The sequence below is a fragment of the Pseudomonas sp. NFR02 genome (assembly GCF_900119375.1).
Lineage (GTDB): Bacteria > Pseudomonadota > Gammaproteobacteria > Pseudomonadales > Pseudomonadaceae > Aquipseudomonas > Aquipseudomonas paracarnis.
The window spans coordinates 1-26,138 of record NZ_FPJJ01000014.1; the positions used below are offsets into that span (position 1 = coordinate 1).

A 26,138-nucleotide genomic window follows, 5' to 3' on the forward strand; every position below is an offset into this window, starting at 1 on the left:
TCCCAACCGCGTTTTTTCGCTTCGGCGGCCATGGCGGCGCCCTGCTTCTGGCCCACCTCAAACGCGGCCATGCCCAGGTACGGCACGTCTTCCATGAAGTTGCCTTTGGCATCGACAAAGCGGTCATCCACGGCCATCACTTTCAAGCCGTTGGCCTTCGCTTTGGCGACAATGGCCGGGCCCAGGGACACGTCCGGCGGGCAGATCACGAAGCCTTTGGCGCCGTTGGCGGCCAGGCTGTCGATGGCCGACAAGGTCTTTTCGCCATCGGGCACGGCGATCTTGATCACGGTGAAACCATGCTCCTTGCCGGCTTTTTCCGCGAATGCCCACTCCGTTTGAAACCAGGGTTCCTCGGCCTGCTTGACCAGAAAACCGATCTTCACTTCTTCAGCCGATACCCAGCCGCAGAACGCCATCGCCAGTGCCACGGCACCGAGTGTTTGCTTGAACATGGACCACCTCCTTCTTGTTATTGAAAAACGCTTTAGTCGTGGTACATCACAGACCGCCCGCCATCGATCATCAGGCAAGTGGCGTTGATAAAGGGCGCCTCGTCGGTCGCCAGAAACAGTGCTGTCATGGCCACTTCGATGGGCTGGCCAATGCGTTTGGGCGGGTGCAGGTCGAACGCACGCTGGCGTTCGGCGTGGGGGTCAGGGAAACCGTTCCAGTAGTCGACGTTGAGCTGGGTTTCGATATAGCCGGGGGCGATGGCATTCACGCGGATGCCTTTGGGCGCGTACTCGATACCCAGGGCACGGGTGAGGCCGAGCAGGCCGTGCTTGGCGACAGGGTAAGGAAAGCAACCGGGAATGATGTGGCTGGAATGGGTGGACGCGATATTGATGATGTTGCCGATACCTTGCTCGATCATGTGCGGCAACACCGAGCGGCAGCCGTACCAGGCACCGTCGAGGTCGATGGCGAAACAGCGGCGCCAGTCCTCGTCGCTCATCTCCAGCGGGTCACGGAACACGTTGACGCCGGCACAGTTGACCAGCACATCCACACGGCCAAAGCGCTCGATGGCCAGGTTGACCAATGCCTGCCACTGATCCTTGGAAGTGATATCAACCGCGTGGGCGTAAACCTGCGCACCGTGTTCGCGCCAATGAGCGGCGATCTTCTCGACTTTGTCGCCCTGGATATCGGCAATGATCAACCGCGCCTGCTGGGCCTGGAAACAGGCAACGATGGCTTCGCCAATGCCTTGGGCGGCGCCAGTGACGATCACCACCTTGTTCTTCAGCCGCTCGCCGTAAGTCGGCTCGGGCACGGCGGGTAGGGACAACGGTTGCGCCTGCATCGCTTCACCTTTTTATTTTTTGTAGTGAGTGCTGATGCTGGCGACTATAAACCCATCGCCTGAAATATCTCAATATATAAATTATCGTCCCATATAATGGGCGTCGCTTGAAAAAATGTGGGAGCGGGCTTGCTCGCGAAGGCGGTCTGTCAGTTAAAGCATGTGCTGACTGATACACCGCATTCGCGAGCAAGCCCGCTCCCACATTCGATCTTTAGTGACTATACGAAAGAGGTTTCAGCCCAGGGCGAAGTCGCGCAGGGCATCGCCTTCCATGCGATAACGCACCCATTCTTCCTGCGGCTGGGCGCCGATGGATTTGTAGAAAGCGATCGCGGGCTCGTTCCAGTCCAGCACGCTCCATTCAAAGCGTCCGCAACCATTGTCAAAGGCGATCTTGGCCAAGTGGCGCAACAACTTCTTGCCCGCCCCGCCGCCGCGTTGCTCCGGGTTGATGTACAGGTCTTCGAGGTACAGGCAGTTACTGCCCAGCCACGTCGAGTAACTGAAAAAGAACACCGCAAAGCCAATCGGCAAGCCGTCGCGCAAGCAGATCAGGCCATGGGCCGTGGCGCCTTCGCTGAAGAGGCTGCGCTCGATGTCCACCACGCTGGCGATCACTTCATGCCGAGCTTTCTCGTACTCGGCAAGTTCAGTGATAAAGGTCAGGATCTGCGCAGCATCGCTGGGCACGGCGGGGCGAATCTCGATGGTCATGGGCGAGCCTTGGGCAAATTCAAAGGCCACATACTAAGACGGTTTGATGGCCGTTTGCAGTGCAATTGATGCCGACGAGCGCGTTTCACTCCGGCGCGGGGTGATGCAAGCATCAGCAACCACAGAACAAAGCCTGCGCACGCCCATGGTAAACAATGAGCATAAATCCAACGATCAGAGACCTGCTCATGCACGCTACGCCACCCGTGGGCACGAAGACATTCGCGCTGTTCTGCCTCGCCAGTTTTCTGTTGTCGCTGTCTTACGGCTCGACCTTTTTGTTGTCACTGCTGATCCATGCCCGTGGCGGTAATGAACACGACGCGGGCAGTGTCATTGCCACGGCGATGCTCAGCACCTTTGTAGCGGTCGTGCTTTCCGGGCATCTGGCTGACGCGCTGGGCGCGGCGCGGGCCATTGCAAGCACCGGCGTATTGTTGGTGGTGGCCTGCCTGGGGTTTGCCCTGACGCCAGGGTTTGGCCAAGGCTTGATGCTGTTTGGATTGTCTCTTGGTTTGGGCTGGGGCGTGTTTTATACCCTGGGCCCGATCATCGTGACGCTGCTGGTGGAACCGCGCCAGCGGGCCAAATATTTCGCCTTGCTCTCGGGCAGTATGTTGAGCGGCATAGGTTCCGGCCCTTTGCTGGGACGCGCCGCCACTGCGCTGGACCTGCCCCTGACAACCGCGTTCTATATCGCTGGGCTCGCCAGCCTCGCCGGGGTGGTGATGTTCTGGCGCATGGGCTCTCGGTTGCGACAGCACGCGAATGTGCCAACCGCCAGGATTTCCTGGCGCGCAAGCCGCCGCGTCCTGTCTTCCAAGGCGGCGTTCGCCATCCTGATGGTCGGACTGGGCGGCTGCGTATTCGGGGGGCTGTCTTCGTTCCAGACCAGCTATGCCGTGGCCCATAAGCTGGACTATTCACTGTTCTTCGCGGGTTTCCTGACAGCGGCTATTACCAGCCGCCTGCTGATCGCCGGTTTCGTGGTCAAGCGCGATGCGTACCAGGCTGCCTGCGTGTTATCCGGGGTAATGTTCGGCGCGATCGCGCTGTTCGCGTTTGGTGTCAGCGGCAACCTCAGTTATGTGCTCGCCGCCGCCACGCTAGGGATCGGGTATGGCCTGACGTATTCGGTGATCAACGGCCTGGTGGCCAACGAAGCGCCCAGCGGCAACACTTCTCAGGCGTTGTTGCTGTTCAGCCTGGCGTACTTTATCGGCGTCTTCGGGTTTCCCTGGCTCGCAGGCAAGATCATCGTCGACTTCGGCCTTGCGACAATGATGCTGAGCGTACTGGTGATCGCCGCACTCAATTGGGCGATCACGGTGGCGCGCTTGATAGCGCGTCGGGTATCGGCACACAAAGTGATACAGGTGAGCTGATACCGTTCGTCGCCATCCCGGCACGATCAGCAATCGCGGGCAGACCAATACAGGGTAAGGACATTAATTATATGGAGACACCCTGATGAAACATTCCAAATTTGCTGCCCTCGCCCTCACCGGCCTGTTGTCTGCCGCGTCCTTGAGCGCCTTCGCGGCTAGCTCGACCACGGGCCCCACCGATCCAACGCCGGACGCCACTACCGAATCGCAAAAATCCATGGGCACCGGCATGGACACCAACGGCGGCGCGATCATCGACAACAGCGCTGACCCGCGCACCAAAGGCAACGACACCCAGCGCCAGGCACCGGCGGCCGTGGGCAACGGCAAGATGGGCCCTGGCACGAGCAACAATGAGCCGAAGATCAACAAGGGCGACGACTCGAACATCCCCGGCGCGCAGAAACAACCAGCGCCTTGATGCCCCCTTGGTACGACCAACGCCCGACCATTTCCCAGTGAAGAGGTACGCATGAACGTCGATAGAAACCTTGAAAAAGAAGTCCTCACCCGCCTGCTGCACGCCCACCCGCAAGGCTTGGGCAAGGAGGTGCTGGACAATTACCGCGGTGAAAAAGAGGTCGCCAGTGTCTTGGCGTTCCTGCAGGACCGCGGGCTGATCAAGGATGGGCATGTGACCACCGACGACGCCGGCGAATACGCGTTGAACCTGCCGATCAAGCTCACCGCTTCGGGTGTGGATGAGGCGCGCAAGCTCGACGCTCAAAGCACTGAGTAATCCATTTCTGGCCTGGCCCCGCGACCGGGGCCAGAAGGAGTTTTAGCGATGCCTCGTGGAAGCAAAGCCAAATACACCGACGAACAGAAACGCAAGGCCGCTCATATCGAAGACAGTTATGAGCACAAGGGACTGCCCAAGGACGAGGCCGAAGCCCGCGCCTGGGCCACCGTGAACAAACAGTCTGGCGGTGGTGAAAGAGCCGGCGGATCAGGTCGAGGCAAGGCGCCGGCCAAGAAGGCCCAGGACCGGCAGGAATCGGCCAAGCGTGCCGCTGCCAGCCGTGAAGGCCACCCACGCAGCAGCCGTGCTTCGCTGAGTACGCAAACCAAGGAAAGCTTGATGAAAGAGGCGCGGGAAAAGAATATTCCGGGACGCTCGACCATGCGCAAAGATGAGTTGATCCAAGCCCTGAAAAAAGCAGGTTAAACGCAGAACCCCTTGTGGGAGTGGGCTTGCTCGCTCCCACAGGGTTGTGCGTATTTATTCAGCCAGCAATGCGTCGACTTCGGTGACGCCAGGCGAAGTAGCCGGTCCCCAGCGGGTTACCGCCAATGCCGCCGCTGCGTTCGCTCGACGCGCCGCCTCAACCGGTTTCAAGCCCTTCGCCAACCCGGCAATAAATACCCCTGCATGCGCATCCCCCGCACCATTGCTGTCCACCGCCTTAACCTTGAAGCCAGGTACATGCTCAGTCTGTGCCCCACGCCCTACCCAGCAACCATTTGGCCCATCACGCACAACCAGCAGTGCCTGCACGTGCTGACTCAGCATGGGCAGCGCCTGACTCATATCCGCCGCCCCGGTAAACGCGAGGGCTTCAGGGCCATTGCTGGTCCAGATGTCGATACGCGGCAACAACGCGCGCATCAACGCCGAGTCCGGCGCCTTGACCAGCGGGCCTGGGTCGAACACCACCACGATCTCTCGCGGCAGCGCCAGCAGCCAGTCAAGCAACGGCTGTGCCTTACCTTCAAGCAGCAAGCTGTAGCCACTGACGTACACGTAATCATCAACACGCGGGACGATCTGAGCCAAGTCGTCGGCGCTCAGCTCACCCTCGGCGCCGAGATGGGAAATGAAGGTGCGTTCGGTGCTCGCTTCAGTCAGCGACACGCACAACCCGGTATCTTTGCCAGCGCTGGCCGCCAAGGTCATTTCAATACCTTCGGCCTGCATCGCGGCGCGCGCCAGCTCGCCAAAGCGCCCATCGCCATGGCGACCCAGGTAAACCACCGGCAACCCATTGCGCCGCGCCGCAGCCATTACGTTGAAACCGCCACCGACCTGGAAACTGGCGGAGTTGGCCAGCACGTCACCGCCGCTTGCCGGCAGGGTGTCGAGGCCCATGACCAGGTCGACAATGACCTGGCCGGTATGCAGCAATCTAGACATTGGCGCTCTCTGCTAAAGCAGGACGACGGTCAGCCGCGCCGCCCAGTACTGCATATAGTCCGCCGGCTACCAGGAAGGTCACGATCCAGCCCAGGCCGTTATGGCCCAGCCAGGAGTCGGACAACGGCCCGGCAAACCAGATGTTTTCGGCGGTGGTGCCGATGGTGGTGAAGCTGAACCCCAGCACAATGGCCACGGCCCAGGCGCCAAATGCACGCCACTCCACACCGCCGCGATACCAGTAGGCACTGCTGGGGCTGACGTCCAGCAGGTCGGTGGGGCTGTAGTAATGACGGTGAATCAAGTCGACCACGAAGATCCCGACCCACGCCGTAATCGGCACCGCCAGCAGCGAAATGAAGGTGATGAACGGGCCATAGAAGCTGTCGGCGATCAGCATGAAATAGATGGAGCCAGCAAAGATCGCGACGATATCGACAATCACCGCGTGCACGCGTTTGACCTTCAAGCCCAAGGTCAAGGTAGTGAGGCCGGCCGAATACACCGACAGGTTGTTTGACAGCAACAGCCCGCCGAACGCGGTGATCAGGTAAGGCACCGCCATCCAGGTCGGCAGCATGTCGCGGATTGCGATGATCGGATCGGTGGCCGACGCCAGGTCGTTGTTACCCACCGACAGCAGGCCGCCCAGGGTAATCAGCAACACCAGCGGAATACCCGCGCCAAAAGCGGCGCTGGCCACCAGGCGTACAGCCTTGACGCTGCGGTGCTGGTAGCGCGACATATCGGCACCGGCGTTGGCCCAACCAATGCCGGTGCCGGCGGCCATGGTGCCTACGCCAATGATCATCGCGCTCAACGGCGCCGGGGTGGCGTTGAACACCGCACTCCAGTCGATGGTGGCGCACAGAAAGCCGCCCACCAGAATGTTCAGGCCGCCGAATACGTAGGTCGCCCACTTCTGGATCACCAACAACGTGGCGTGGCCGAGGCCCGATACGGCCAGGGTCAGCAGCACGAAGATGGCAATGAAGATCAGGGTGAGCAGCGGCGCGCTCTTGGCCTCCACTGCCGAGCCGAACAGGATAGAGCTCAACGACAACAACACGAAGGCTGCGGTGGTGGTGTTGACGGTTTCCCAACCCAGGCGCGACATCAGCGACACCAAGGTCGGGCCGATATTGCCGCGCACGCCGAAGATGGCGCGGGACAAGGTCAGGCTGGGCGCGCGACCACGGCGACCGGCAATGGAGATAATGCCAACCACGGCAAAGGAGCCAGCGGCGCCAAGAATCGCGACGATGATCGCCTGCCAGATGGCCAAGCCACGAAACGCCACCAGCGTTGCACCAAGGGGCAAACCGAGGATGCTGATATTGGCCGCGAACCACACCCAGAACAGTTGCAGCGGATGGCCGTTGCACTCACCTTCCGGGACCGGCTCGATGCCGCGTGTTTCCAGTTGCCCGGCGCTTTGGCCGGAAGAGGGACTGCTCATGAAAGGGTGCTCCTGGTGCCTGTATTGTTGTGGTTGTGGCAGCGAGTCGAATCTTTATCCAGTCTTCCTGACTCAACGCTTTTGAATGTGGGAGCTGGCTTGCCTGCGATTGCGGTGGGGCAACCCGCCCAGCGGCCACTGGAAAACCGCTATCGCAGGCAAGCCAGCTCCCACATCAGATTTGTGTTTATCGCAAGGCCAACAACCCTTGGACCAAGGGTTGCACATCCAATCCATTGACTTGCTTGACCTGTTCAACCAACGCCTCAGGCCAGCACTGCATGCCCAGGCACGCCCCCAGCATGGCGCCGAGGATCGCGGCAATGGTGTCGGTGTCGCCGCCCAGGCTGGCCGCCAGGCACAGGGCTTCGAAGGCATTCATATCACCTGACGCCACTTGCTGGGCCAAGGCAAACGAGACCACCACCGATTCCTGGGAAGCCACCGAAGTACCGATCAACTCGTAAAGCAGGTCGGCAAACAACGCTTTGTCGCCGCTGCCGACGCTCAAGGTGCGAGCCCAACTGATGCGGGTAGAAATGCGTCCGCCCGCGATCCAGTGACCATGGCTTTCGGCCTGTCGGGCAATCTGGGTGCCGATATTCAGGGCTTCCCCCAGGTCCACGCCATTGATGCCTGCCGAGACCACCGCCGCCACGGCCGCGGCGCTGGAAATACCCAGGCTGGTGTTATGCGTGACCTGGCACGCCTGGATCACCGCCTGGACAAACCGCCCCGGGTCGCCAACATCGGCGGCGATGCCCACCGGGGTGATGCGCATGGCCGCGCCATTGGTAGTGCCGTAGCGCCCGGATTCTTCCGGGGTATGGCCGGCGAGGATCATGTCGATCGCGCGCTTGGTGGACGGCCCGAGCAAGTCCTGGGAACCCTTGGCGCGCATCCCCGCTTCCCAGTCGATCAGGCGCTGGGCAAGCACGGCGGGCTCGATCTGGCCCTGGCCTTGCACCAGTAACTCGGCAACCAGGATGGCTTGTTCGGTGTCATCGGTGATGGAACCGGCAGGCATGTTGGGCGCAATGGGCTGGTCCGCGTCGGCGTCTTCCAAGGCGGTGATAGCACCGAAGCGCTGTTGAACCTGTTCGCGGCTCAAGGATTGGGTGGGCATGCCCAAGGCATCGCCCAGGGCCAGGCCATAAAAGGCGCCAAGTGCGCGATTTTCTCGGCTCATTTCGACGCTCCAAACTGCAGATGCAGGCGAAAGTGCAGCGGGTCAAGCAGGCTTTCGACATGCTCCATGAAACGCTCGCGACGATCATAGGTGGTGCGCGACGCCTTGAGAAATACCGTACCGCTGGGGCGCCCGAGTAATTCGGCGTCTTCATCACTCAGGGGTTCGGCACCGATCCACTGGTCGCCGTCGGCCCCGACGTAACCGTAGGCGGCCAGGGTGATGGTCAGGGAATTATCGATCAGCCCAATGTGCGGCAGGTTTTCCAGGTCGCCAACGGCCGGCATCAACGAGCGTTCCAGCGACACCGCTATACCGTCAGCCGTGCGCCGGAGGCGGTCGAGGGTAATGAACTGGTCGGTGCCGAAACGGCTGAACAAATCTGGGCGCGTCACGGTCTCGAAACGCAGGGTATCGGTGCTTACTTGGGCGCCCGTATCGGCCAGGGCCTGGGCCCAACCGCTGCGTTGGTCCAACACCATGCCGTCAAAGGTGACAATCGAACCGACGCCGCTTTGGGTGGCGATGTAGTTGCGACGCTTGAGCTCGGCCAGCGCCTCGCGCAGCGTGCCCCGGCTGACCGCAAACTCCTCGGCCAGTTGGTGCTCGCCCGGCAATAGGAAACCGTCGGCCATGACGCCACCTTCGATACGGCGGATGAGCTCATCGACGACGCGTTTTTTCTTATCAAATCGAACATGTCTAATCATGTACAAATTGATAACCGAAAGCGCACGTTTACCGCAAGAGGATTATTTCAGGCTGAAGACAAAAACCGCCTCAGGGCTCCAGGCCGATGGGGAAAAACTCCCCGCCGCTCCAGACACCAAGCCAGTTCTGACCGTTGATCGGACGGCTCACCGCCAGCTCCACCAACTGGTAAAAAACGTTGCGATGCACGAGGGCTTCGAGGTTGGTGCGAACGCGCACATAGGGGGCGGGTTCCTGGGTGATGGGGTCGGTCACCACCCGCAGCGGGTGTTCGAGGCCTGCCTCGAGCTGTTCGTCGACGTTGGTGGTAAAGCGCAATACCTGGCTTTCGCCCTGCCCTTGCACATCCAGGGTCACTGCGACAAACGGCGCATCATCCACACGGATGCCGACCTTCTCCACGGGCGTCACCAGGAAATAATCATCGCCATCGCGGCGGATGATGTTGGAGAACAGCTTGACCATCGGCTTTCGCCCGATGGGTGTGCCCTGGTAGAACCAGGTGCCATCGCGGGCGATGCGCATGTCGATATTGCCGCAGAAATCCGGGTTCCACAGATGCACCGGTGCCGGCCCCTTGCCCTTGGGCAGTTGGGCCAATAAATCATTGGCCTTGGCGGAATCGGTCATGGCGGGCTCCTCTGTCTTACTGATCACTCATACCCAGCAAACCGCGGGCGTATTGCGCGAGGGGGCGGGCGATCAAATCTTGTGGCGATGTGTCGTGGAACGTCAGTAAACCGCCACGACTGCGAATACGTGCAGTATCAATCAAATACTGGGTGCTGGTCTCGATCAACATGACTTGGATCACCCCGGTGTCCAAGCCAAGACGGTCCAGGGCTTGTTGGTCGGTCCACTCGTCGGCGTTGCCGATACGGTCATCGGCTGCCGCAAAGCGGCAATACAGCAGGTAATGAGCACCGGCGGCACGGGCTTCGGTCATGGCCTGTTCAAGACCTTCCGGCTGGCGGGCGCGACGCACCATGGGGAAATATTCGACGAAGCCATTGAAGGCTTCCTCGGCCACCACATTGGGCCGCGGGTAGGCGCTGCCCGGCGGCACGAAGGCGCCTTGGGCGATAAACACAAAGGAGTCCGGCTGTATGCGCACCGAGGCAGTACGGCGCGTATCGCTGTGATCGAGCAGTCCGGCATCGCTCATCTGATAGCGGGTGCCTTCGGCCATATCACTGACGGTCATGCAACCACCCAGGGCCAATGACGCCAGCAGCAAAACCAGACTACGCATCCTAATCCTCCAGAGGCCGGTGACAGGAAACCGGCGAATGGGGCGTGGGATGCAGAATCCGCGCCAGTCAGCTGCGCTACAAATCAAATGTGTGAACCCGCAATATCTACCTTAGCCACCAATGATCTTCATGATCGTGGCACCGCCGGAGAACGCCACTTCCTGCTTGTCGGCCAAGGCTTTCATCAACAAGCCCTGCAACGCTGGCAACGCTTGATGGCGCGGCTGATCGAGCAAGTCACCGACATAATGGCGATTGCTGGACGACAGGCAGCCATGCAGCCAACCAGTAGAGGACAACCGCAACCGCGAACAGGTGCGGCAGAAAGGTACGCTCTCGTTGGCGATCACACCGAAGAAGCCCTTGCCTGGCACTTCGTAGCGTACCGCCGTCGCATCGACGGGTGCATTGGCTTGCAGGTATTCGTGTTGCTCGCCGATCAAGCTGAGCAGCTGTTGCAAGCTGACAAACTGTTGCAGGAACGCGTTGGAGTCTTTGGCCAGGTGTCCCATGCGCATCAGTTCGATAAAGCGCAGCTCGTAGCCTCGCGCCAGGCAGTAATCGAGCAGCGGCATCACCTGGTCCAGGTTCTGGCCGCGCAACGGCACCATATTGACTTTGATCTTGATCCCGGCAGCACTGGCCTGGTCCATGCCATCGAGCACGGTGGCCAGGTCGCCGCCACGGGCGATGCTACGGAAAGCGTCGGCATCCAGCGTGTCGAGGGAGACATTGATGCGTCGTATACCAGCGGCCACCAGCAACGGCAGTTTACGCGCCAGCAGTTGGCCATTGGTGGTCAGACTGATGTCGCTCAGGCCCATCTGCCCTACCGCCCCCATGAAGGCTTCTAACTTGGGGCTGACCAACGGCTCACCGCCGGTAATGCGCAAGCGCTCGATACCCGCCGCTTCTATCAGGTAAGCCACGCCTCGGGCCATGGCCTCGGCCGACAGTTCATCCTGGGCAGCCACCAGCCGCTTGCCGTCAGGCACGCAATAGGTACACGCATAATTGCAGGCTGAAGTCAGGCTGATCCGCAAATTGCGAAAACGCCTGCCTTGACGATCAACGATCATGGATCACTCCGGCAGAGGATAATTCGGGCGCGCTAAAAGCTGACTCATAACTCAGCTTTTAGCAAGGTCCTTGCCTGAGTATATTCCTGGGTTACTGCGCCTGGCAGTAAATCATTGCGCCATCACTGTGGCGAATGACTTAGGTGGCAGGGGTTTCGCCGCTCTTCTCGGCGCCCGGCAGTTCAGGACTGTGCTTGCGCTTGTTGCCCATGCGCACGCCAATGTCCATCAGGAACTGGAAGAAACCTTCCTGGTCTTCCAGCACATTGCTCCAGAACGGCGAGTGGTACAGCGCCACAGCGCCATGCACCAAGGCCCAGGCGGCGCAGTAGTGGAAATACGGTGGCACGTCTTCAAGCTTGCCTTCGCTGATACGCCCCTTGATCAGCAGGGTCAGGCGTTCGAAGTTCGAGGCCCGGATCTTGTGCAGCTCCTCGACCATCTCCGGCACCTGGTGACCTTTGACCACCTTCTCTTCCAGGCGATCGAACAGGCGGTAACGCTGCGGGTCACGCATGCGGAACTCGAAGTAAGCGCGGGACAGGGCTTCCTTGTCTTTGTCGACATCCGCCGAGTGCAGCAACTCGTTCAAATCACGCTCGTAGTCGAGCATCAGGCGCAGGTAGATTTCGGCCTTGGATTTGAAGTGTTTGTAGATCGTGCCTTTGCCGATACCCACGGCATCCGCAATCATCTCGACGGTGACGCTGTCTTCACCTTGTTCGAGGAACAGCTTGAGCGCGGTGTCGAGAATTTCCTGCTCACGGCGGCGAAATTCACGGACCTTACGGGGTTCTTTGTGCATGAGGAAGAGTCTGCAAAGGTCGGAAATAGGGAGGGTTGCGCAGGGCCATGGATACGTGGCGATACGATTTACCCGGTGCGAGGGATTATCCCGACTGAACGGTCGTTGGGCAATGTCTATGTGAACCCGCCAGGCACATAACTTTCAATGCGCCAACGATTTCGCCGTTATCAGTCAGAAATAATACGCAACACCTGAACCTGCCCATCAGCGCAATGAGAACTCAAGCGAAGGCCGCGTATTCCAAATCTGTTTAAAAAACGATCAATCACGACTGGACTGAATAGGATAGTGGTCAATACTTCAACTGTCGGCGCGACATCTCCCCCAAGTGACGCGTCGACCTGGGTACCGACGGACTGCGTGCCCTTGTTTTACTCCTAATGGTCTTAGCCCGGATTCACCCCCCAGAACCCGGGTTTTTTTTGCCTGGAATTCGGCCGCTCTAACCGGCTAGGTGGGCCAGCGGGAACAGGCGCTTGAAGTTCTCGGTAGTCTGCTCGGCAAAGCGTTCGTACGACTCGCCGCGCAGCATCGCCAGGTAATCAGCCACATCACGTACATATTCGGGCAAGTTCGGTTTGCCGCGATGGGGGATGGGCGCCAGGTACGGCGAGTCGGTTTCCACCAGCAGGCGGTCTGCAGGCACCTGGCGGGCCACATCGCGCAGCGCGTCGGCATTGCGGAAGGTGACGATACCCGACAGGGAAATATAGAACCCCAGGTCCAGGGCCGCCTTTGCCATGTCCCAGTCTTCGGTAAAGCAATGCAACACGCCAGCCTGCGGCAACGCGGCTTCACGTAGCAAGGCCAGGGTATCGGCACGGGCACCTCGGGTGTGGACGATCACCGGCTTGCCCGTCTGCTGGGCGGCTTGCAGGTGCAAGCGGAACGAGGCCTGCTGCAACTCGGCAGCTTCAGGCTCGTAGTGATAGTCCAGGCCGGTTTCGCCAATGGCCACCACCCGCGGGTGGTTGAGTTCGCCCAGTAGCCAGTCCAGAGCCGGCGCTTCGCCAGGCTTGAGGTCCAACGGGTGAATACCCACCGAGCAGTCTACGTCGGCATAGCGATCAGCCAGGGCTTTGACGTCGGCGGCGTTGTCGGCGCTGACGCCAATGCACAGGAAGTGCCCTACCCCACGCTGGCGGGCAGCTTCAAGGGCGGCGTCGAGGGAGCCACCGTGCTGGGCAAGGTCGAGGCGATCAAGGTGGCAATGAGAATCTACGAGCATAGGAATCTGAGCTTAAGTCACAAAAGAGGTAGGGCCAACGATACACCCGTCAGCCACGGAATTTAACGGCGCCCGAGCAGGCCGACCCACTGCACCAACAATGCCTCGAGCAACAGCACGCGGTTGAGGTTGGCCTTGCCGAGGACTTTCTGGCGCTGGGCGAGGATCCAGTCCTGGATGTTCAGCACTTTGTCCTGGGCACTTTTTTGCGCCAGGTATTGCACGACCTTGCGCATATCCGCCGGGCCCAGGCCTTGCTCATCCTGGGTAAGCTGGTAGCGCAGGATCAGGCTGGACCAGTCGCAAAACCAGTCGAACAGCAGCAATAGCGGAATGTCCTTCCAGGCGCTTTCGGCCAGTTGCGTGGCGGACAATTCCTGCTTGAGCAGTTTCTTCACGCCATCCACGACCAGTGCACGCTGTTCGCGCACGCCCTGAGCCTGCAGCTTCACTGCCGCCAAAGGCGAACCGGCCGCCAGGGTCAGCAACTCGCCTCGTTCTTCTGCGCTGCATTCCGGCAACGCCTGCGCCAGCCATTGCAGGCTCATGTCCTCGCTGGGCAACGGGCAAGCCTGCTGCACGCAACGGCTGCGAATGGTCGGCAACAAGCGGCTGGACTGGTGGCTCACCAGCAACAGCACGGTATCGCCGGACGGCTCTTCAAGGCTTTTGAGCAAGGCGTTGGCCGCGTTGATGTTCATCGCCTCGACCGGCTCGATCAGCACCACTTTGCGCCCGCCCATTTGCGCAGTCTGCACCACGAAGCTCACCAGGTCGCGCACCTGGTCGACCTTGATGGCCTTGTCCGCTTCCTCGGGTTCCAGCACATAATTGTCCGGGTGACTGCCAGCCTTGAGCAACAGGCAGGACTTGCACTCGCCACACGCCTCCAAGTTGACTGGGCGTTGGCACAACAGGCTGCCCATCAGGCGTTCGGCGAGGTGGCGTTTACCGATGCCCACCGGCCCATGCAGCAGATAGGCGTGGGCGTGCTGGGCGCGCCCTGCCAGTTGCTGCCAGAGGCCGTCCTGCCACGGGTAGGACTCAGCCACGGCTACGCTCCAACAGAGTGGGCAGCAGCGCGTCGATAGCCTGTTGCACCTGACTCAGCGGCTGGGCGGCGTCCAATAGGTAATAACGTGTGGGCTCAGCCTTGGCGCGCTGCAGGAAAGCGCTGCGCACTGCATCAAAGAAGGCTTGGCCTTCCAACTCGAAACGATCCAGACGACCTCGCGCACTGGCGCGGGCCATGCCCACTTCCACCGGCAGGTCGAACAACAGGGTCAGGTCGGGGCGCAGATCGCCTTGCACGAAGGTTTCCAGGGTGGCGATGCGCTCCAGGGACAAACCCCGCCCGCCACCCTGGTAGGCGTAGGTGGAGTCGGTAAACCGGTCGCAGATCACCACCGCACCCCGCGCCAGGGCCGGGCGAATCACTTCGGCCAGGTGCTGGGCACGGGCAGCAAACACCAGGAGCAACTCGGTGTCCGGGTTCATCGGCTCGTCACCCGGGGCCAGCAGGACTTCACGGATGCGCTCAGCCAAAGGCGTACCGCCCGGCTCACGGGTCAGCACCACCTCGATGCCCTGCGCACGCAGGCGCTCGGCCAAGTAGTCACGGTTAGTGCTTTTGCCGGCACCTTCCGGGCCTTCCAGGGTAATAAACAAGCCAGTCACAGGCAGTCCTTAGTCAGAGTCATTGCGGGCTTTGCGGCGCGGTAGTGTCCGGCGCGGGCTCGATCGGTGCGTCGGGGGTGGGTGCATCACTGGCAGGTGCCGAATCTTCCAGCGGTTTCACCACAGGCGTCGGACTGGAACGGTAATCGGCACGGCGCTTGAGCTGGAACTCACGCACGGCGGCATTATGCGCATCCAGGTCATCCGAGAATATATGGCTGCCATCACCACGGGCGACGAAATACAGGCTGCTGCCCGGTACCGGGTTCAGCGCTGCATGGATCGCCTCGCGACCGACCATTGCGATGGGCGTGGGCGGCAGGCCGGCGACCATATAGGTGTTGTAGGGGTTGGCTTCCTTGAGATGGGCACGGGTCAATTTACCGTTGTAGCGCTCACCCAGGCCGTAGATCACGGTGGGGTCGGTCTGCAGCAGCATACCGATCTTCAGGCGACGCACAAACACACCGGCAATCTGCCCGCGCTCCTGGGGCACACCGGTCTCCTTTTCTACCAGCGACGCCATGATCAGCGCTTGGTAAGGGTCGGTATAGGGCGCGTCGGCAGCACGCTTGCTCCACTCCTGGGCGAGTACATCGTCCAGGCGGTTGTAGGCTTTTTTCAGGAATTCGACATCGGTCATGCCGCGGACAAAACGGTAGGTGTCGGGGAAGAACCGCCCTTCAGGAAACACACCTGGGTGGCCGAGCTTATCCATCACTTCGCTGTCAGTCAGGCCCGCGAGGGTCTGCACGATCTTTTCATGCTTGGCCAGGGCGGTGCGCACCTGACGGAAATTCCAGCCCTCCACCAAGGTCAGGCTGTACTGCACCACTTCGCCGCGCTGCCACAGGCCGATCAAACCCTCGGCGGTAAGGCCCGGGCTCATGCGGTACTCGCCGCTGTGCAATGGCTGGCCTTCGAGGTTGAAGCGCCAGTACAGACGCAACCAGAATGCATCGTCGAGCACGCCGTCGGCTTCCAGACGGTTGAAGGTGCCCGTCGGCGTAGCGCCAGCAGGTACGTCGAGCAACTGCTCCTGAGGCAGCTTCAGGGGCTGCTTGAGGGCAGAGTCGAGTTTCCAGGCCGAAAAGCCCACGAGCAAAGCCGCCGAGACCAGGCTGATCTGCAGCAGTAACACCAGTTTTCGTATCAACTCAAATATCCAATAGCGCGCGAACAATGCCTTGCAGTTTACGGGTGAGCGGCCCAACCGGCCAGCTCATCGCAGCGCAACCACGCACCGGCCAAATGCCATATACGCTGTTGCAGACGAAGACTTCATCGGCCTGTTGCAACTGCTCAACACTGATGTCGGCCACGGCCACCGGGACGCCCAGCGCTTGTGCCTGGGCCAGCACTTCGGCGCGCATTACGCCGGCAACGCCACAACGGCTCAGATCAGCGGTTAGTAACAAGCCGTTGCGTACCAGGAAAAGGTTGCTGAATATGCCTTCGATCACCCGACCAGACATGTCCAGCATCAGGCCTTCGGCATGTTCGGTATCTTGCCATTCGGCACGCGCGATCACCTGCTCCAGCCGATTGAGGTGCTTGATACCGGCCAGCAGCGGCTGCTGCGCCAAGCGCGTGGCACACGCAAACAGGCGGACGCCGTCGACTTCGTGGGCAAGGGGGTAAGCAGCGGGCGCACTGCCCTGCAAAATACGGCGCACCGGGGCGCCAGGGTTGATGCCATAACCGCGCAAGCTGTCGCCACGGGTGAGGATCAATTTGAGAATACCGTCGCCAAGGGCGGCGGCGAAGCTCAGCACTTCGTGGCGAATCAACCCGTGATCCACCACCAATGCCAAACGCCTGCAACCCTCTTCCAGGCGTTGCAGGTGACGGTCGAGCAGCAACGGCTGCCCGGCCTTGACGGCGATGGTCTCGAACACCCCATCGCCATAGGCCAGGCCGCGATCTTTCAGGGGCACGCTGTCCGCTGGCTGACCGTCGACCCAGCTGTGCATCACTCGGCGAACCGGCGGAACACCAGGGAGCCGTTGGTACCACCAAACCCGAACGAGTTGGAGATCACCACGTCGATTGGCATCGGTTGCGCTTCGTGCGGCACGAAGTTCAAGTCGCAGCCTTCGTCCGGCTCATCAAGGTTGATAGTTGGCGGAGCAACCTGGTCCTTGATGGCCATCACACTGAAGATCGCCTCGACCGCGCCCGCCGCACCCAACAGGTGGCCGGTCATGGACTTGGTGGAGCTGACCGCCAGCTTGTAGGCATGCTCACCGAACACCGACTTGATGGCCTCGGCTTCCGCCAAGTCGCCAGTCGGGGTCGAAGTGCCATGGGCGTTGATGTACTGCACCTGGTCGGGGTTGACCTTCGCATCGCGCAGGGCATTGGTGATGCAACGCGCAGCACCCGCTCCGTCGGACGGCGGTGAAGTCATGTGGTACGCGTCACCGCTCATGCCGAACCCGATCAGCTCGGCGTAGATGGTGGCGCCACGCGCCTTGGCGTGCTCCAACTCTTCAAGCACCAGCGCACCGGCACCGTCGGAGAGCACGAAGCCGTCACGGCCTTTGTCCCACGGACGGCTGGCACGGGTCGGCTCGTCATTGCGGGTCGACAGCGCACGGGACGCGCCGAAGCCGCCCATGCCCAGGCCGCACGCGGCCATTTCGGCGCCGCCGGCGATCATCACATCGGCTTCGTCGTAGGCAATGTTGCGCGCCGCCATACCGATGCAGTGGGTGCCTGTGGTGCACGCCGTTGAAATCGCGTAGTTAGGCCCCTGTGCCCCCAGATGGATGGACAGGAAGCCGGAAATCATATTGATGATCGAGCCCGGTACGAAGAACGGTGAAATTCGACGTGGGCCAGTCTCATGCAGCGTGCGGCTGGTTTCTTCGATATTGGTCAGACCGCCAATACCCGAACCCATGGCCACACCGATGCGGTCACGGTTGGCGTCGGTGACTTCCAGGCCGGCGTTACGCACTGCCTGAAAACCGGCAGCCAGGCCGTACTGAATGAACAGGTCGAGCTTGCGGGACTCTTTGATCGAGAGATATTCCTCGACATTGAAGCCCTTTACCGAGCCGCCAAAACGGGTGGAATAGGCAGAAAGGTCCGTATGTTCGATCAGACCAATACCACTGCGGCCAGCCAGAATGCCCTGCCAACTGCTCGGCACATCCGTACCCAGTGGCGACAACATACCCATACCGGTGACTACGACGCGTCTACGCGACACAGCACTCTCCTTTTTCTAATGACGACACTTTTTCATCGTCGCTAAAGAAAAAACCGCACGCCGTTACAGCAGTGCGGTTTTTCCCTGACAGCAAGCGACGACTACAAACTATTACGCCTGGTGGCTAGTAACGTAGTCGATGGCAGCTTGAACAGTAGTGATTTTTTCAGCTTCTTCGTCCGGGATTTCGGTCTCGAATTCCTCTTCCAGAGCCATCACCAGCTCAACGGTGTCAAGGGAATCGGCACCCAGGTCTTCTACGAAGGAAGCAGTGTTGACCACTTCTTCTTCCTTAACGCCCAGTTGCTCGGCGACGATTTTCTTGACGCGCTCTTCGATGGTGCTCATACCTTGTTTAACTCCTAATGGACAAATTCAGGCAGCTGGCCAGTGGGTAAGTGTATAGAAAGCCATTTCAGCTTTTCAACTGAAAGCTTCACCCTGTACCCGGTCGGCCACCTGCCTATAAATTAAGTTGCAGCTTTATAACGGATTTTAGACAGCTCGTATGACATTTTTTTGAAGCGATCCGTCACAATTTAACTCATGTACATCCCGCCGTTCACCGGGATTGTAGCCCCAGTCACGTATGCCGCACCGTCGGATGCCAGGAAAGTGACCACATTCGCGATCTCTTGGGCCTGGCCCAGACGGCCCAGCGGAATCTGCGTCAGCAAGGCTTCGCGCTGTGCTTCCGGCAATTCGCGGGTCATATCGGTGTCGATGAACCCAGGGGCCACCGAGTTGACCGTAATCGACCGCGAGCCGACTTCACGCGCCAATGCGCGGCTGAAACCTTCCAGGCCGGCCTTGGCAGAGGCATAGTTTACTTGGCCTGCGTTGCCCATGGCACCCACTACGGAGCCAATATTGATAATTCGGCCCCAACGCGCCTTGGTCATGCCGCGCAAAACGCCCTTGGACAGGCGAAACAGACTGTTCAGGTTGGTATCGACCACGTCGTACCACTCGTCGTCTTTCATGCGCATCATCAGGTTGTCACGGGTGATCCCGGCGTTGTTCACCAGAATTGCCGGCGCGCCGAACTGTGCAGTGATCTCGGCCAATACGGCAGCTACGGACTCATCGCTGGTTACATTCAGTTCCAGGCCGGTGCCCTGCACGCCGTTTTCCTTCAAGGTCGCGGCGATACGCTCGGCGCCCGAGGCAGAGGTGGCGGTGCCAATCACAACGGCGCCCTGACGGCCCAGCTCCAGGGCGATCGCTTGGCCAATGCCACGGCTTGCGCCGGTAACCAGTGCAACTTTACCTTGCAGACTCATGCAGGCTTCTCCTAAGTACGGGATTCAGGCCAGTGCCGCGCGAGCGGCAGCGAAGGCTTCTGGGGTATTGAGGTTGGCGGTCGACACACCGTCGGCGCAGCGCTTGTTCAAGCCGGCCAGGACTTTGCCCGGGCCGCACTCGACCAGCTCGGTGGCACCGTTGGCGGCCAGGGTCTGGACCGATTCAACCCAGCGCACTGGCTTGTACAGTTGCTCCAACAGGTCGCGCTTGAGGGTGTCGAGGTCGGCGGCCACGGCCGCACTGACGTTCTGCACCAGCGGGATCTGAGGCGCTTGCCAGTTGATGGCAGCGATAGACTCGGCAAACCGCTCTGCCGCCGGGCGCATCAGCTCACAGTGGGACGGTACGCTCACCGGCAATGGCAGGGCACGCTTGGCGCCACGGGCCTTGCAACCCTCGATGGCACGCTCGACAGCTGCCTTGGCGCCGGCGATCACCACCTGGCCTGGGGAGTTGAAGTTCACCGCGCTGACCACTTCGCCTTGCGCCGCTTCGGCGCAGGCCTCGATCACCACCGCGTCGTCCAGGCCCAGGATAGCGGCCATGCCGCCCTGCCCGGCCGGAACGGCTTCTTGCATCAGTTGACCACGACGCTCGACCAGCTTGACCGCTTCAGCCAAGGTCAGGCTGCCCGCGGCCACCAGGGCGCTGTATTCGCCCAGGCTGTGCCCCGCGACGAATGCAGGGCGCGCGCCGCCTTCTGCCAACCACAAGCGCCACAGGGCGATCGAGGCGGTCAGGATGGCCGGCTGGGTTTTATCGGTTTGGTTGAGCAGCGCTTCCGGCCCTTGCTGGGTCAGTGCCCACAGGTCGTAACCCAGGGCGTCAGAAGCTTCCTTGAAGGTGTCCAGGATCAGCGGGTATTGCGCGCCCAGCTCGGCCAACATGCCGAGGGACTGCGAACCCTGCCCTGGAAAGACGAATGCGAGGGATGTAGACATGTAACAAGCCCCTAATGATCTGGTCGTCAAAAATGCTCGCGCCTACGGTGGGCGCGAACGAAACTGACAGATTGGATGGTCAATTGAACTGGCCGGTCACATTTAAGCACTCCCGGGCCAATTCGCCTAAGGCAACAGATCCTCGAGACGGCCGTGCAAGCGTTGCGGCAGGTTCTCTTGAATCTCGATCAAGGCCCGTGCAATTGCACTTTGAAAGCCCAGCACACCGGCCGAGCCATGGCTTTTTACCACAATGCCCTGCAAGCCAAGAAAGCTTGCACCGTTGTGCCGTGCTGGCGCCAGGTCAGCCTGCAAGCGTCGCATCAGGGGCAGCGCCAAGGCACCCACCATACGTGACGCCAGGTTGCGCTTGAACAAAGCTTCGATACGCGTAGCAATCATGGTTGCCAGGCCTTCGCTGGATTTGAGCAGGATATTACCGACAAAGCCGTCGCACACCACCACATCAGCTTCACCACGGTACAAACCATCACCCTCAACAAAGCCGATGTAGTTCAAGCCCCGCGCGCTTTGTAGCAAGGTGGCGGCAAGCTTGACTTGCTGGTTGCCCTTGATGTCCTCGGTACCGATATTCAGCAGGGCAACCCTGGGTCGGGCCACGCCCAGCGCTTCGGCGGCCACCGAGCCCATTACGGCGAACTGCAGCAGGTGCTCGGCGCTGCAATCAACATTGGCGCCCAGGTCCAGCAGCTGGCAATAGCCTTTCTGCGTAGGGATCGCCGCCGCCATCGCCGGCCGATCAATACCTGGCAAGGTTTTGAGCACATGCCGCGACAAGGCCATCAACGCGCCCGTGTTGCCGGCACTGACACAGGCTTGCACCTTGCCATCACGCAACAACTCAAGGGCCACCCGCATAGAAGAATCGGGTTTGCCACGCAGGGCAACCGCCGGCTTTTCATCCATGCTGATGGTTTCGCTGGCTGGCGTAATCGTCAGGCGCGCGCGATCCACCGCCGGATGGCTGGCAATCAGTTCTTCAAGTAGGGAGGGTTGACCGACGAGGGTCAGGTGCAGCGAGGGCGTGGCAGACAGGCTGACAATGCAGGCCTGAACAATGCTGCGGGGACCGAAGTCCCCGCCCATTGCGTCAATCGCGATGACTTGAGCAGACAAGTGATTACTCGTCAGCGCCCTTGTCGATCACTTTACGGCCACGGTATACGCCTTCTGGCGATACGTGGTGACGCAGGTGAACTTCACCAGTGGTCTTTTCCACGGACAGGGTGCTAGCCTCGAGAGCGTCGTGCGAACGGCGCATGTCACGGGCGGAGCGGGATTTTTTGTTCTGCTGAACAGCCATAATTGATTAACTCCTAAACGTTTGGGTCACGCTTTAACTGCGCCAATACACTGAACGGGTTGGACCGCGTTACCTCGTCCTCGCTCGGCTCGGCCTCGTCATCGAGACCCTCCGGCTGCTGGCATTCTTCCGGATGATGAGCAGGCACAATGGGCAAGGCGAGCAAAAGCTCCTCCTCGATCAGTGCATGCAGATCCAATGGATCTTCGCCCAGTTCCAGCACGTCATAACCTTTCGGCAACGACTGGGTATTCGCACCCTCTTTCACCACAGCATAACTGCATTCACTGTGGATCGGCAGGGTGACCAGCTCAAGACAACGCTGGCAAACCATTTTGACTTCGGTGTCGATAACGCTGTGGATTACCACAGATTTACGTTCATCTCGTTCAAAAACGAATTTCGCCTGCACCGTACCGACAGTGTCGGAAAGCGGGTCGCAGAGTCTCTCCAAATCGGCCAGCAGCACTTCACCTTGAAGGGTGGTGCCACGATCAGCCAATTTGCGCGGGTCAACGTGAGGTGGAATCGGGTCATTCAACATAGGCGCAGCATTATAGGGATGCACCCGGCCATGTCAAAGGAAATTCAGCCCTGTGCGTCAGCCGGTCACGTCGATAGAATCGGCGACTGCCTTGAGGAGACGTATATGCTGCCTTTATTACTCGCGTCCAGCTCGGTTTATCGCCGGGAATTACTGAGTCGCCTGCACCTGTCGTTCACCTGCAGCTCGCCGGATATCGACGAAAGCCACCGCCCGGATGAACCCGCCATCGAACTGGTCAAGCGCCTGGCCGAACAAAAGGCCCGCGCCCTCGCCGCCAGCCATCCTGGCCATTTAATCATTGGCTCGGATCAGGTCGCCGCACTGGAAGGCCGGATCATCGGCAAGCCGCACACCTTCGAAAATGCTCGCGAGCAACTGCTGGCTGCCAGCGGCAAGCGTGTGAGCTTCCTCACGGGCCTGGCACTGCTCAACAGCGAAACCGGGCACTGCCAGGTCGACTGCGTGACGTTTACCGTACACATGCGCGAATTGGATGCAGAACGTATCGAGCGCTATCTGCGGATCGAGCAGCCTTATGACTGTGCGGGCAGCTTCAAAGCAGAAGGGCTCGGTGTGAGCTTGTTCCGGAGCACCGAGGGACCGGATGCGACCAGCCTGGTTGGGCTGCCACTGATTCGACTGGTGGACATGCTGCTGACCGAAGGCGTACAGATCCCTTGAAACCTTCGTAAAGCAATGTGGGAGCTGGCCTGCCTGCGATAGCGATGTACCAGGCGACACTTATATCGACTGATCCATCGCTATCGCGGGCAAGCCCGCTCCCACAGTTGATCTACATCTAGCTTGGAATTTCAGCGCAGGGACGGCCCCTGGAAGCCCATGTACAGCGCCAATTTCTCCGCCACACTGGCACCGAGTTTCTTGGAGAAGCGATCAAACGGCGATTCCTCGACCGTAAAATCCACCAACTCCTTCTCGCCAATCACATCCCGTGCCACCGAGCTGGCACTGCCCAAGCCGTCAATCAGGCCCAGCGGCAATGCCTGCTCGCCCGACCAGACCAGGCCGGAGAACAGCTCCGGATGCTCCTTATCCTTCAACCGGTCACCACGGCCCTGCTTGACGCTGGCAATGAACTGACGATGGGTAGTGTCGAGCACGCCTTGCCAGAACGCGGTTTCATCCGCCTTCTGCGGCTGGAAAGGATCGAGGAACGACTTATGCTCGCCCGAGGTGTAGGTGCGACGCTCCACCCCCAGCTTCTCCATGGCACCCACAAAACCGTAACCGGCCGCTGTGACACCAATAGAGCCCACCAGGCTGGCCTTGTCGGCATAGATCTGGTCTGCGGCGCTGGCAATGTAATAGGCACCCGAGGCACCCAGGTCGGAGATCACGGCATAGAGCTTGGTATCCGGATGCAAGGTGCGCAGACGACGAATTTCGTCATACATATAACCCGACTGCACCGGGCTACCGCCTGGGCTATTGATGCGCAGGACCACGCCTTTGACCTTGGGGTCCTCAAACGCCGCGCGCAGGCTGGTGACGATATTGTCGGCACTGGCGGGCTCCTTGTCGGCAATCACGCCGCGCACCTCGATCAAGGCAGTGTAATGACTGCCACGGGCGGCGCTCTTTTCCATGTCCATCAGCGGACTGAACAGCGCCAGCATCCCAAGCAGGTATACAAAGGTCAGCAGCTTGAAGAAAATCCCCCAGCGCCGCGAACGTCGCTGCTCCTGGACGCTGGCCAGGAGGGTCTTCTCCAAAAGCTTCCAGCTCTTATCATCACTGCTCTGTGCCTTTTCAGGCGCCTTCCACTCGTCACTCATGCCATTAACCCCAGCAAAGACTTACAGGGCCCGGCCGAGCCAGGCCTGCAGTTCAGAAAAATGATCAATCGTCAGCCTCGGCTCGTATTGCTGCAACGCCTCGGCAGACTGGGCGCCATAGCTGACAGCGACGCTGTCCATGCCCGCATTGCGTGCCATCATCAGGTCGAAAGACGCATCACCCACCATCAATGCCTCGCGTGGCGTTACGCCACAGTGCGCAAGGATCTGCTCCAGCATCAAGGGATGAGGCTTGCTGGCGGTTTCATCCGCAGCGCGGGTGATATCAAAGTAATCCTCCCAGCCATGAGCCTTGAGTACACGGTCCAGGCCGCGACGAGCCTTGCCGGTGGCGACCGCCAGGTGATAACCCTGGGCACGAAACGCTTCCAGCGATTGCACCACGCCTTCAAACAGCGGCGAAGGCGTAGCTTCCAGCGCAATGTAGTGGTCGGCGTAGTGCTCGCGAAACGCTACCAACTCGGCGTCGCTGATGTCGGGGTACAGGGTGCGAATGGCTTCAGGCAAACCCAGGCCGATAATGCCCTTCACCGCCAGGTCCGTGCACAATTCAAAGCCCGAGCGGGTCGACGCCATGTGCATGGACTCGACGATGCGGCCAATGGAATTGGCCAGCGTCCCGTCCCAATCGAAGATCAGCAGCTTGTAGTCAAGGTGCGACACTCAAACGCTCCACGGTCTTGGCCCACATCTCATCGACCGGCGCCTGCAACTTCAGCTCGCCGCCATCGGGCAGCGGCACGGTGAGCATGTAGGCGTGCAGGAACAGGCGCTTGCCGCCCAGATCGCGAATTTCCTTGGAGAAATCCTCGTCGCCGTACTTGGTGTCACCCGCAATGCAGTGGCCCGCATGCAGGGTGTGCACACGAATCTGGTGAGTGCGACCAGTGACCGGCTTGGCCTCGACCATGGTGGCGAAGTCACCGAAGCGACGCAGCACCTTGAACAGGGTCAGGGCCTCTTTGCCCTCCTCGTCCACTTCGACCATGCGCTCGCCGGAGCGCAGGTTGCTCTTCTGCAACGGCGCACGCACGCTTTTGATCGCGCTGGCCCAGTTGCCGCGCACCAGCGCCATGTAGCGCTTATCCACGCCATCGCCACGCAGGGCGGTGTGCAAGTGGCGCAACATGCTGCGCTTCTTGGCGATCATCAACAGGCCAGACGTGTCGCGGTCCAGGCGATGAACCAACTCCAGCTCCTTGCAATCGGGGCGCAACTGACGAAAGGCTTCGATCACGCCGAAGTTCAAGCCACTGCCGCCGTGAACCGCAATGCCACAGGGCTTGTTGATCACGATCAGCTTGTTGTCTTCGAACACGATCGACGCTTCCAGGCGCTGCAACAAGCCTTGGGCCAGCGGCACCGGCTCGTCGCGCTCAGGCACGCGCACCGGCGGCACACGGACGATATCGCCCGCCTGCAGCTTGTACTCAGGCTTGATGCGCCCCTTGTTCACGCGCACTTCGCCTTTACGCAAGATGCGGTAAATCAAGGTCTTGGGCACGCCTTTGAGCCTGGCCAGGAGAAAATTGTCGATGCGTTGGCCGGCATATTCCGGCGAGACCTCAAGCAGCTGGACGCTGGGGGTCGGGGGGGTGGTAGTCGTCATGGCGGCGATGATAACAATTTTTTATGGAATTGAAGCACTTAATCATTACTGCTATAGTCGCGAACGCCGCCAAAAGCGGCCTGGACAGAGGACATGCGGCAAACTGCCGGCCCTGACCATCGCAATTCATCAGGACGCGAGGCCGTCCTACGGGGCTTTCGCCACCCAGGAAGGCTCAAGATTGTAACAAGCGCAGGTGACATGAGGCCTGAAGCGAGTGCAGAAAGCAGAGTGAATACTCGCCTTTTGCGCCGATATTTACGGCCAGTTCACAAAGTGCAGTCAGTTTTGAGCCAGACCATGGCGAATGCTTCGGAAACAACGCCTGTTAAGAGCTGAGTGAGAGCGCAACCGCCCACACCTAGTCTTGTTTAGCCATGAGCGTGGACTCCCCATTGGAGAACACGGTAAATGCCAACCCGCTGC

General features: G+C 60.3%; 31 protein-coding genes. 5 read left to right on the forward strand and 26 right to left on the reverse strand.

What is annotated here, in order from left to right:
* The 3 genes from BT199_RS25995 to BT199_RS26005 form a co-directional block, all read right to left on the reverse strand.
* Positions 1 to 455 (reverse strand): substrate-binding domain-containing protein (locus BT199_RS25995; RefSeq protein ID WP_139271629.1); only part of this gene is annotated, 455 nt, incomplete at its 3' end.
* Between the two features lie 32 nt (positions 456 to 487).
* Complete coding sequence (locus BT199_RS26000; protein WP_014719545.1) at positions 488 to 1,309, reverse strand: SDR family oxidoreductase; 822 nt, start codon at positions 1,307 to 1,309, stop codon at positions 488 to 490.
* A 237-nt stretch (positions 1,310 to 1,546) separates the two neighbouring features.
* Positions 1,547 to 2,026, reverse strand: a complete 480-nt coding sequence (locus BT199_RS26005; RefSeq protein WP_010208407.1) for a GNAT family N-acetyltransferase — start codon at positions 2,024 to 2,026, stop codon at positions 1,547 to 1,549.
* Between the two features lie 188 nt (positions 2,027 to 2,214).
* Between BT199_RS26005 and BT199_RS26010 the strand changes: the two genes are divergently transcribed.
* The 4 genes from BT199_RS26010 (at position 2,215) to BT199_RS26025 (ending at position 4,582) form a co-directional block, all read left to right on the forward strand.
* The gene (locus BT199_RS26010; protein WP_072435754.1) at positions 2,215 to 3,411 is read left to right on the forward strand and encodes an MFS transporter; all 1,197 of its coding nucleotides are present in this window, start codon (positions 2,215 to 2,217) and stop codon (positions 3,409 to 3,411) included.
* Between the two features lie 85 nt (positions 3,412 to 3,496).
* Positions 3,497 to 3,835, forward strand: coding sequence for a hypothetical protein (locus BT199_RS26015; RefSeq protein WP_020301899.1), 339 nt, complete (start codon positions 3,497 to 3,499; stop codon positions 3,833 to 3,835).
* A gap of 51 nt (positions 3,836 to 3,886) precedes the next feature.
* Entirely contained in the window at positions 3,887 to 4,153 is a 267-nt protein-coding gene (locus BT199_RS26020; RefSeq protein WP_014719548.1) for a hypothetical protein, read from the forward strand.
* 48 nt (positions 4,154 to 4,201) lie between these two features.
* Positions 4,202 to 4,582 (forward strand): Rho termination factor N-terminal domain-containing protein, encoded by a 381-nt coding sequence (locus BT199_RS26025; RefSeq protein WP_038451227.1) that lies wholly within the window; start codon positions 4,202 to 4,204, stop codon positions 4,580 to 4,582.
* A gap of 54 nt (positions 4,583 to 4,636) precedes the next feature.
* Here the strand turns inward: BT199_RS26025 and BT199_RS26030 are convergent, their stop codons facing one another.
* From BT199_RS26030 to BT199_RS26125, 20 genes are all read right to left on the reverse strand, one after another.
* Positions 4,637 to 5,548 carry a PfkB family carbohydrate kinase gene (locus BT199_RS26030; protein ID WP_072435755.1) on the reverse strand — a complete coding sequence of 304 codons (912 nt, stop codon included), beginning with the start codon at positions 5,546 to 5,548 and terminating at the stop codon, positions 4,637 to 4,639.
* Positions 5,541 to 7,007, reverse strand: a complete 1,467-nt coding sequence (locus tag BT199_RS26035) for a purine-cytosine permease family protein (protein WP_014719551.1) — start codon at positions 7,005 to 7,007, stop codon at positions 5,541 to 5,543. Before BT199_RS26035 ends, BT199_RS26030 begins: the two co-directional genes overlap by 8 nt.
* 187 nt (positions 7,008 to 7,194) lie before the next feature.
* The gene (locus tag BT199_RS26040) at positions 7,195 to 8,196 is read right to left on the reverse strand and encodes an ADP-ribosylglycohydrolase family protein (RefSeq protein ID WP_072435756.1); all 1,002 of its coding nucleotides are present in this window, start codon (positions 8,194 to 8,196) and stop codon (positions 7,195 to 7,197) included.
* Positions 8,193 to 8,906: a GntR family transcriptional regulator gene (locus BT199_RS26045; protein ID WP_014719553.1), complete on the reverse strand. Its 714-nt coding sequence runs from the start codon at positions 8,904 to 8,906 to the stop codon at positions 8,193 to 8,195. The genes BT199_RS26040 and BT199_RS26045 overlap by 4 nt, the downstream gene beginning before the upstream one ends.
* 70 nt (positions 8,907 to 8,976) lie before the next feature.
* Entirely contained in the window at positions 8,977 to 9,537 is a 561-nt protein-coding gene (locus BT199_RS26050; RefSeq protein ID WP_014719554.1) for a DUF1285 domain-containing protein, read from the reverse strand.
* 16 nt (positions 9,538 to 9,553) lie between these two features.
* A complete protein-coding gene (locus BT199_RS26055; RefSeq protein WP_020301718.1) occupies positions 9,554 to 10,159 on the reverse strand; it encodes a DUF4823 domain-containing protein in 606 nt (201 codons plus the stop codon).
* 111 nt (positions 10,160 to 10,270) lie between these two features.
* Positions 10,271 to 11,239, reverse strand: coding sequence for a GTP 3',8-cyclase MoaA (locus BT199_RS26060; protein WP_019817203.1), 969 nt, complete (start codon positions 11,237 to 11,239; stop codon positions 10,271 to 10,273).
* Between the two features lie 139 nt (positions 11,240 to 11,378).
* Entirely contained in the window at positions 11,379 to 12,044 is a 666-nt protein-coding gene (locus tag BT199_RS26065; protein WP_003189287.1) for a TetR/AcrR family transcriptional regulator, read from the reverse strand.
* Positions 12,045 to 12,489: 445 nt separating this feature from the next.
* Positions 12,490 to 13,275, reverse strand: a complete 786-nt coding sequence (locus BT199_RS26070) for a TatD family hydrolase (RefSeq protein ID WP_014719557.1) — start codon at positions 13,273 to 13,275, stop codon at positions 12,490 to 12,492.
* A 62-nt stretch (positions 13,276 to 13,337) separates the two neighbouring features.
* Positions 13,338 to 14,327 (reverse strand): DNA polymerase III subunit delta', encoded by a 990-nt coding sequence (locus tag BT199_RS26075; protein ID WP_032901585.1) that lies wholly within the window; start codon positions 14,325 to 14,327, stop codon positions 13,338 to 13,340.
* Entirely contained in the window at positions 14,320 to 14,952 is a 633-nt protein-coding gene (tmk, locus tag BT199_RS26080; RefSeq protein WP_014719559.1) for a dTMP kinase, read from the reverse strand. The genes BT199_RS26075 and tmk overlap by 8 nt, the downstream gene beginning before the upstream one ends.
* Positions 14,953 to 14,971: 19 nt before the next feature.
* The gene (gene mltG, locus BT199_RS26085; protein ID WP_014719560.1) at positions 14,972 to 16,108 is read right to left on the reverse strand and encodes an endolytic transglycosylase MltG; all 1,137 of its coding nucleotides are present in this window, start codon (positions 16,106 to 16,108) and stop codon (positions 14,972 to 14,974) included.
* A gap of 1 nt (position 16,109) precedes the next feature.
* A complete protein-coding gene (gene pabC / locus BT199_RS26090; RefSeq protein ID WP_014719561.1) occupies positions 16,110 to 16,925 on the reverse strand; it encodes an aminodeoxychorismate lyase in 816 nt (271 codons plus the stop codon).
* On the reverse strand, positions 16,925 to 18,169 hold the full coding sequence (gene fabF, locus BT199_RS26095) for a beta-ketoacyl-ACP synthase II (protein WP_014719562.1): 1,245 nt from the start codon (positions 18,167 to 18,169) through the stop codon (positions 16,925 to 16,927). The genes pabC and fabF overlap by 1 nt, the downstream gene beginning before the upstream one ends.
* Positions 18,170 to 18,280: 111 nt before the next feature.
* Complete coding sequence (gene acpP / locus BT199_RS26100; protein WP_003175607.1) at positions 18,281 to 18,517, reverse strand: acyl carrier protein; 237 nt, start codon at positions 18,515 to 18,517, stop codon at positions 18,281 to 18,283.
* A gap of 191 nt (positions 18,518 to 18,708) precedes the next feature.
* Positions 18,709 to 19,452: a 3-oxoacyl-ACP reductase FabG gene (fabG, locus tag BT199_RS26105; RefSeq protein WP_005790544.1), complete on the reverse strand. Its 744-nt coding sequence runs from the start codon at positions 19,450 to 19,452 to the stop codon at positions 18,709 to 18,711.
* A 24-nt stretch (positions 19,453 to 19,476) separates the two neighbouring features.
* Complete coding sequence (gene fabD, locus BT199_RS26110; protein WP_014719563.1) at positions 19,477 to 20,415, reverse strand: ACP S-malonyltransferase; 939 nt, start codon at positions 20,413 to 20,415, stop codon at positions 19,477 to 19,479.
* A gap of 126 nt (positions 20,416 to 20,541) precedes the next feature.
* Positions 20,542 to 21,552 carry a phosphate acyltransferase PlsX gene (gene plsX, locus BT199_RS26115; RefSeq protein WP_072435757.1) on the reverse strand — a complete coding sequence of 337 codons (1,011 nt, stop codon included), beginning with the start codon at positions 21,550 to 21,552 and terminating at the stop codon, positions 20,542 to 20,544.
* A gap of 4 nt (positions 21,553 to 21,556) precedes the next feature.
* Positions 21,557 to 21,739 (reverse strand): 50S ribosomal protein L32, encoded by a 183-nt coding sequence (gene rpmF / locus BT199_RS26120; RefSeq protein ID WP_003179396.1) that lies wholly within the window; start codon positions 21,737 to 21,739, stop codon positions 21,557 to 21,559.
* 13 nt (positions 21,740 to 21,752) lie between these two features.
* Positions 21,753 to 22,283, reverse strand: coding sequence for a YceD family protein (locus BT199_RS26125; RefSeq protein WP_003175611.1), 531 nt, complete (start codon positions 22,281 to 22,283; stop codon positions 21,753 to 21,755).
* Positions 22,284 to 22,388: 105 nt separating this feature from the next.
* Here BT199_RS26125 and BT199_RS26130 point away from each other — a divergent pair, with 105 nt between their 5' ends.
* On the forward strand, positions 22,389 to 22,967 hold the full coding sequence (locus BT199_RS26130; protein ID WP_072435758.1) for a Maf family protein: 579 nt from the start codon (positions 22,389 to 22,391) through the stop codon (positions 22,965 to 22,967).
* A gap of 131 nt (positions 22,968 to 23,098) precedes the next feature.
* On the opposite strand, the gene BT199_RS26135 is transcribed toward BT199_RS26130, so the two are convergent.
* The 3 genes from BT199_RS26135 to rluC are packed head-to-tail and all read right to left on the reverse strand — an operon-like array spanning position 23,099 to position 25,712.
* Complete coding sequence (locus tag BT199_RS26135) at positions 23,099 to 24,082, reverse strand: S49 family peptidase (protein ID WP_072435759.1); 984 nt, start codon at positions 24,080 to 24,082, stop codon at positions 23,099 to 23,101.
* A gap of 21 nt (positions 24,083 to 24,103) precedes the next feature.
* Positions 24,104 to 24,766 carry an HAD-IA family hydrolase gene (locus tag BT199_RS26140; RefSeq protein WP_072435760.1) on the reverse strand — a complete coding sequence of 221 codons (663 nt, stop codon included), beginning with the start codon at positions 24,764 to 24,766 and terminating at the stop codon, positions 24,104 to 24,106.
* Positions 24,753 to 25,712 carry a 23S rRNA pseudouridine(955/2504/2580) synthase RluC gene (gene rluC, locus BT199_RS26145; RefSeq protein ID WP_072435761.1) on the reverse strand — a complete coding sequence of 320 codons (960 nt, stop codon included), beginning with the start codon at positions 25,710 to 25,712 and terminating at the stop codon, positions 24,753 to 24,755. Before rluC ends, BT199_RS26140 begins: the two co-directional genes overlap by 14 nt.
* Positions 25,713 to 26,138 lie beyond the last annotated feature (426 nt).

Coding starts and splice junctions, on each gene's coding strand:
- BT199_RS26035 (WP_014719551.1), bottom strand. CDS start 7,007: ATGAGCAGTCCCTCTTCCGGCCAAAGCGCCGGGCAACTGGAAACACGC.
- BT199_RS26045 (WP_014719553.1), bottom strand. CDS start 8,906: ATGATTAGACATGTTCGATTTGATAAGAAAAAACGCGTCGTCGATGAG.
- fabD (WP_014719563.1), bottom strand. CDS start 20,415: ATGTCTACATCCCTCGCATTCGTCTTTCCAGGGCAGGGTTCGCAGTCC.
- BT199_RS26010 (WP_072435754.1), top strand. CDS start 2,215: ATGCACGCTACGCCACCCGTGGGCACGAAGACATTCGCGCTGTTCTGC.
- BT199_RS26025 (WP_038451227.1), top strand. CDS start 4,202: ATGCCTCGTGGAAGCAAAGCCAAATACACCGACGAACAGAAACGCAAG.
- BT199_RS26050 (WP_014719554.1), bottom strand. CDS start 9,537: ATGACCGATTCCGCCAAGGCCAATGATTTATTGGCCCAACTGCCCAAG.
- BT199_RS26030 (WP_072435755.1), bottom strand. CDS start 5,548: ATGTCTAGATTGCTGCATACCGGCCAGGTCATTGTCGACCTGGTCATG.
- BT199_RS26015 (WP_020301899.1), top strand. CDS start 3,497: ATGAAACATTCCAAATTTGCTGCCCTCGCCCTCACCGGCCTGTTGTCT.
- BT199_RS26060 (WP_019817203.1), bottom strand. CDS start 11,239: ATGATCGTTGATCGTCAAGGCAGGCGTTTTCGCAATTTGCGGATCAGC.
- BT199_RS26020 (WP_014719548.1), top strand. CDS start 3,887: ATGAACGTCGATAGAAACCTTGAAAAAGAAGTCCTCACCCGCCTGCTG.
- rluC (WP_072435761.1), bottom strand. CDS start 25,712: ATGACGACTACCACCCCCCCGACCCCCAGCGTCCAGCTGCTTGAGGTC.
- BT199_RS26125 (WP_003175611.1), bottom strand. CDS start 22,283: ATGTTGAATGACCCGATTCCACCTCACGTTGACCCGCGCAAATTGGCT.
- BT199_RS26065 (WP_003189287.1), bottom strand. CDS start 12,044: ATGCACAAAGAACCCCGTAAGGTCCGTGAATTTCGCCGCCGTGAGCAG.
- rpmF (WP_003179396.1), bottom strand. CDS start 21,739: ATGGCTGTTCAGCAGAACAAAAAATCCCGCTCCGCCCGTGACATGCGC.
- acpP (WP_003175607.1), bottom strand. CDS start 18,517: ATGAGCACCATCGAAGAGCGCGTCAAGAAAATCGTCGCCGAGCAACTG.
- pabC (WP_014719561.1), bottom strand. CDS start 16,925: ATGCACAGCTGGGTCGACGGTCAGCCAGCGGACAGCGTGCCCCTGAAA.
- BT199_RS26135 (WP_072435759.1), bottom strand. CDS start 24,082: ATGAGTGACGAGTGGAAGGCGCCTGAAAAGGCACAGAGCAGTGATGAT.
- BT199_RS26040 (WP_072435756.1), bottom strand. CDS start 8,196: ATGAGCCGAGAAAATCGCGCACTTGGCGCCTTTTATGGCCTGGCCCTG.
- BT199_RS26005 (WP_010208407.1), bottom strand. CDS start 2,026: ATGACCATCGAGATTCGCCCCGCCGTGCCCAGCGATGCTGCGCAGATC.
- BT199_RS26000 (WP_014719545.1), bottom strand. CDS start 1,309: ATGCAGGCGCAACCGTTGTCCCTACCCGCCGTGCCCGAGCCGACTTAC.
- BT199_RS26070 (WP_014719557.1), bottom strand. CDS start 13,275: ATGCTCGTAGATTCTCATTGCCACCTTGATCGCCTCGACCTTGCCCAG.
- fabG (WP_005790544.1), bottom strand. CDS start 19,452: ATGAGTCTGCAAGGTAAAGTTGCACTGGTTACCGGCGCAAGCCGTGGC.
- BT199_RS26130 (WP_072435758.1), top strand. CDS start 22,389: ATGCTGCCTTTATTACTCGCGTCCAGCTCGGTTTATCGCCGGGAATTA.
- BT199_RS26055 (WP_020301718.1), bottom strand. CDS start 10,159: ATGCGTAGTCTGGTTTTGCTGCTGGCGTCATTGGCCCTGGGTGGTTGC.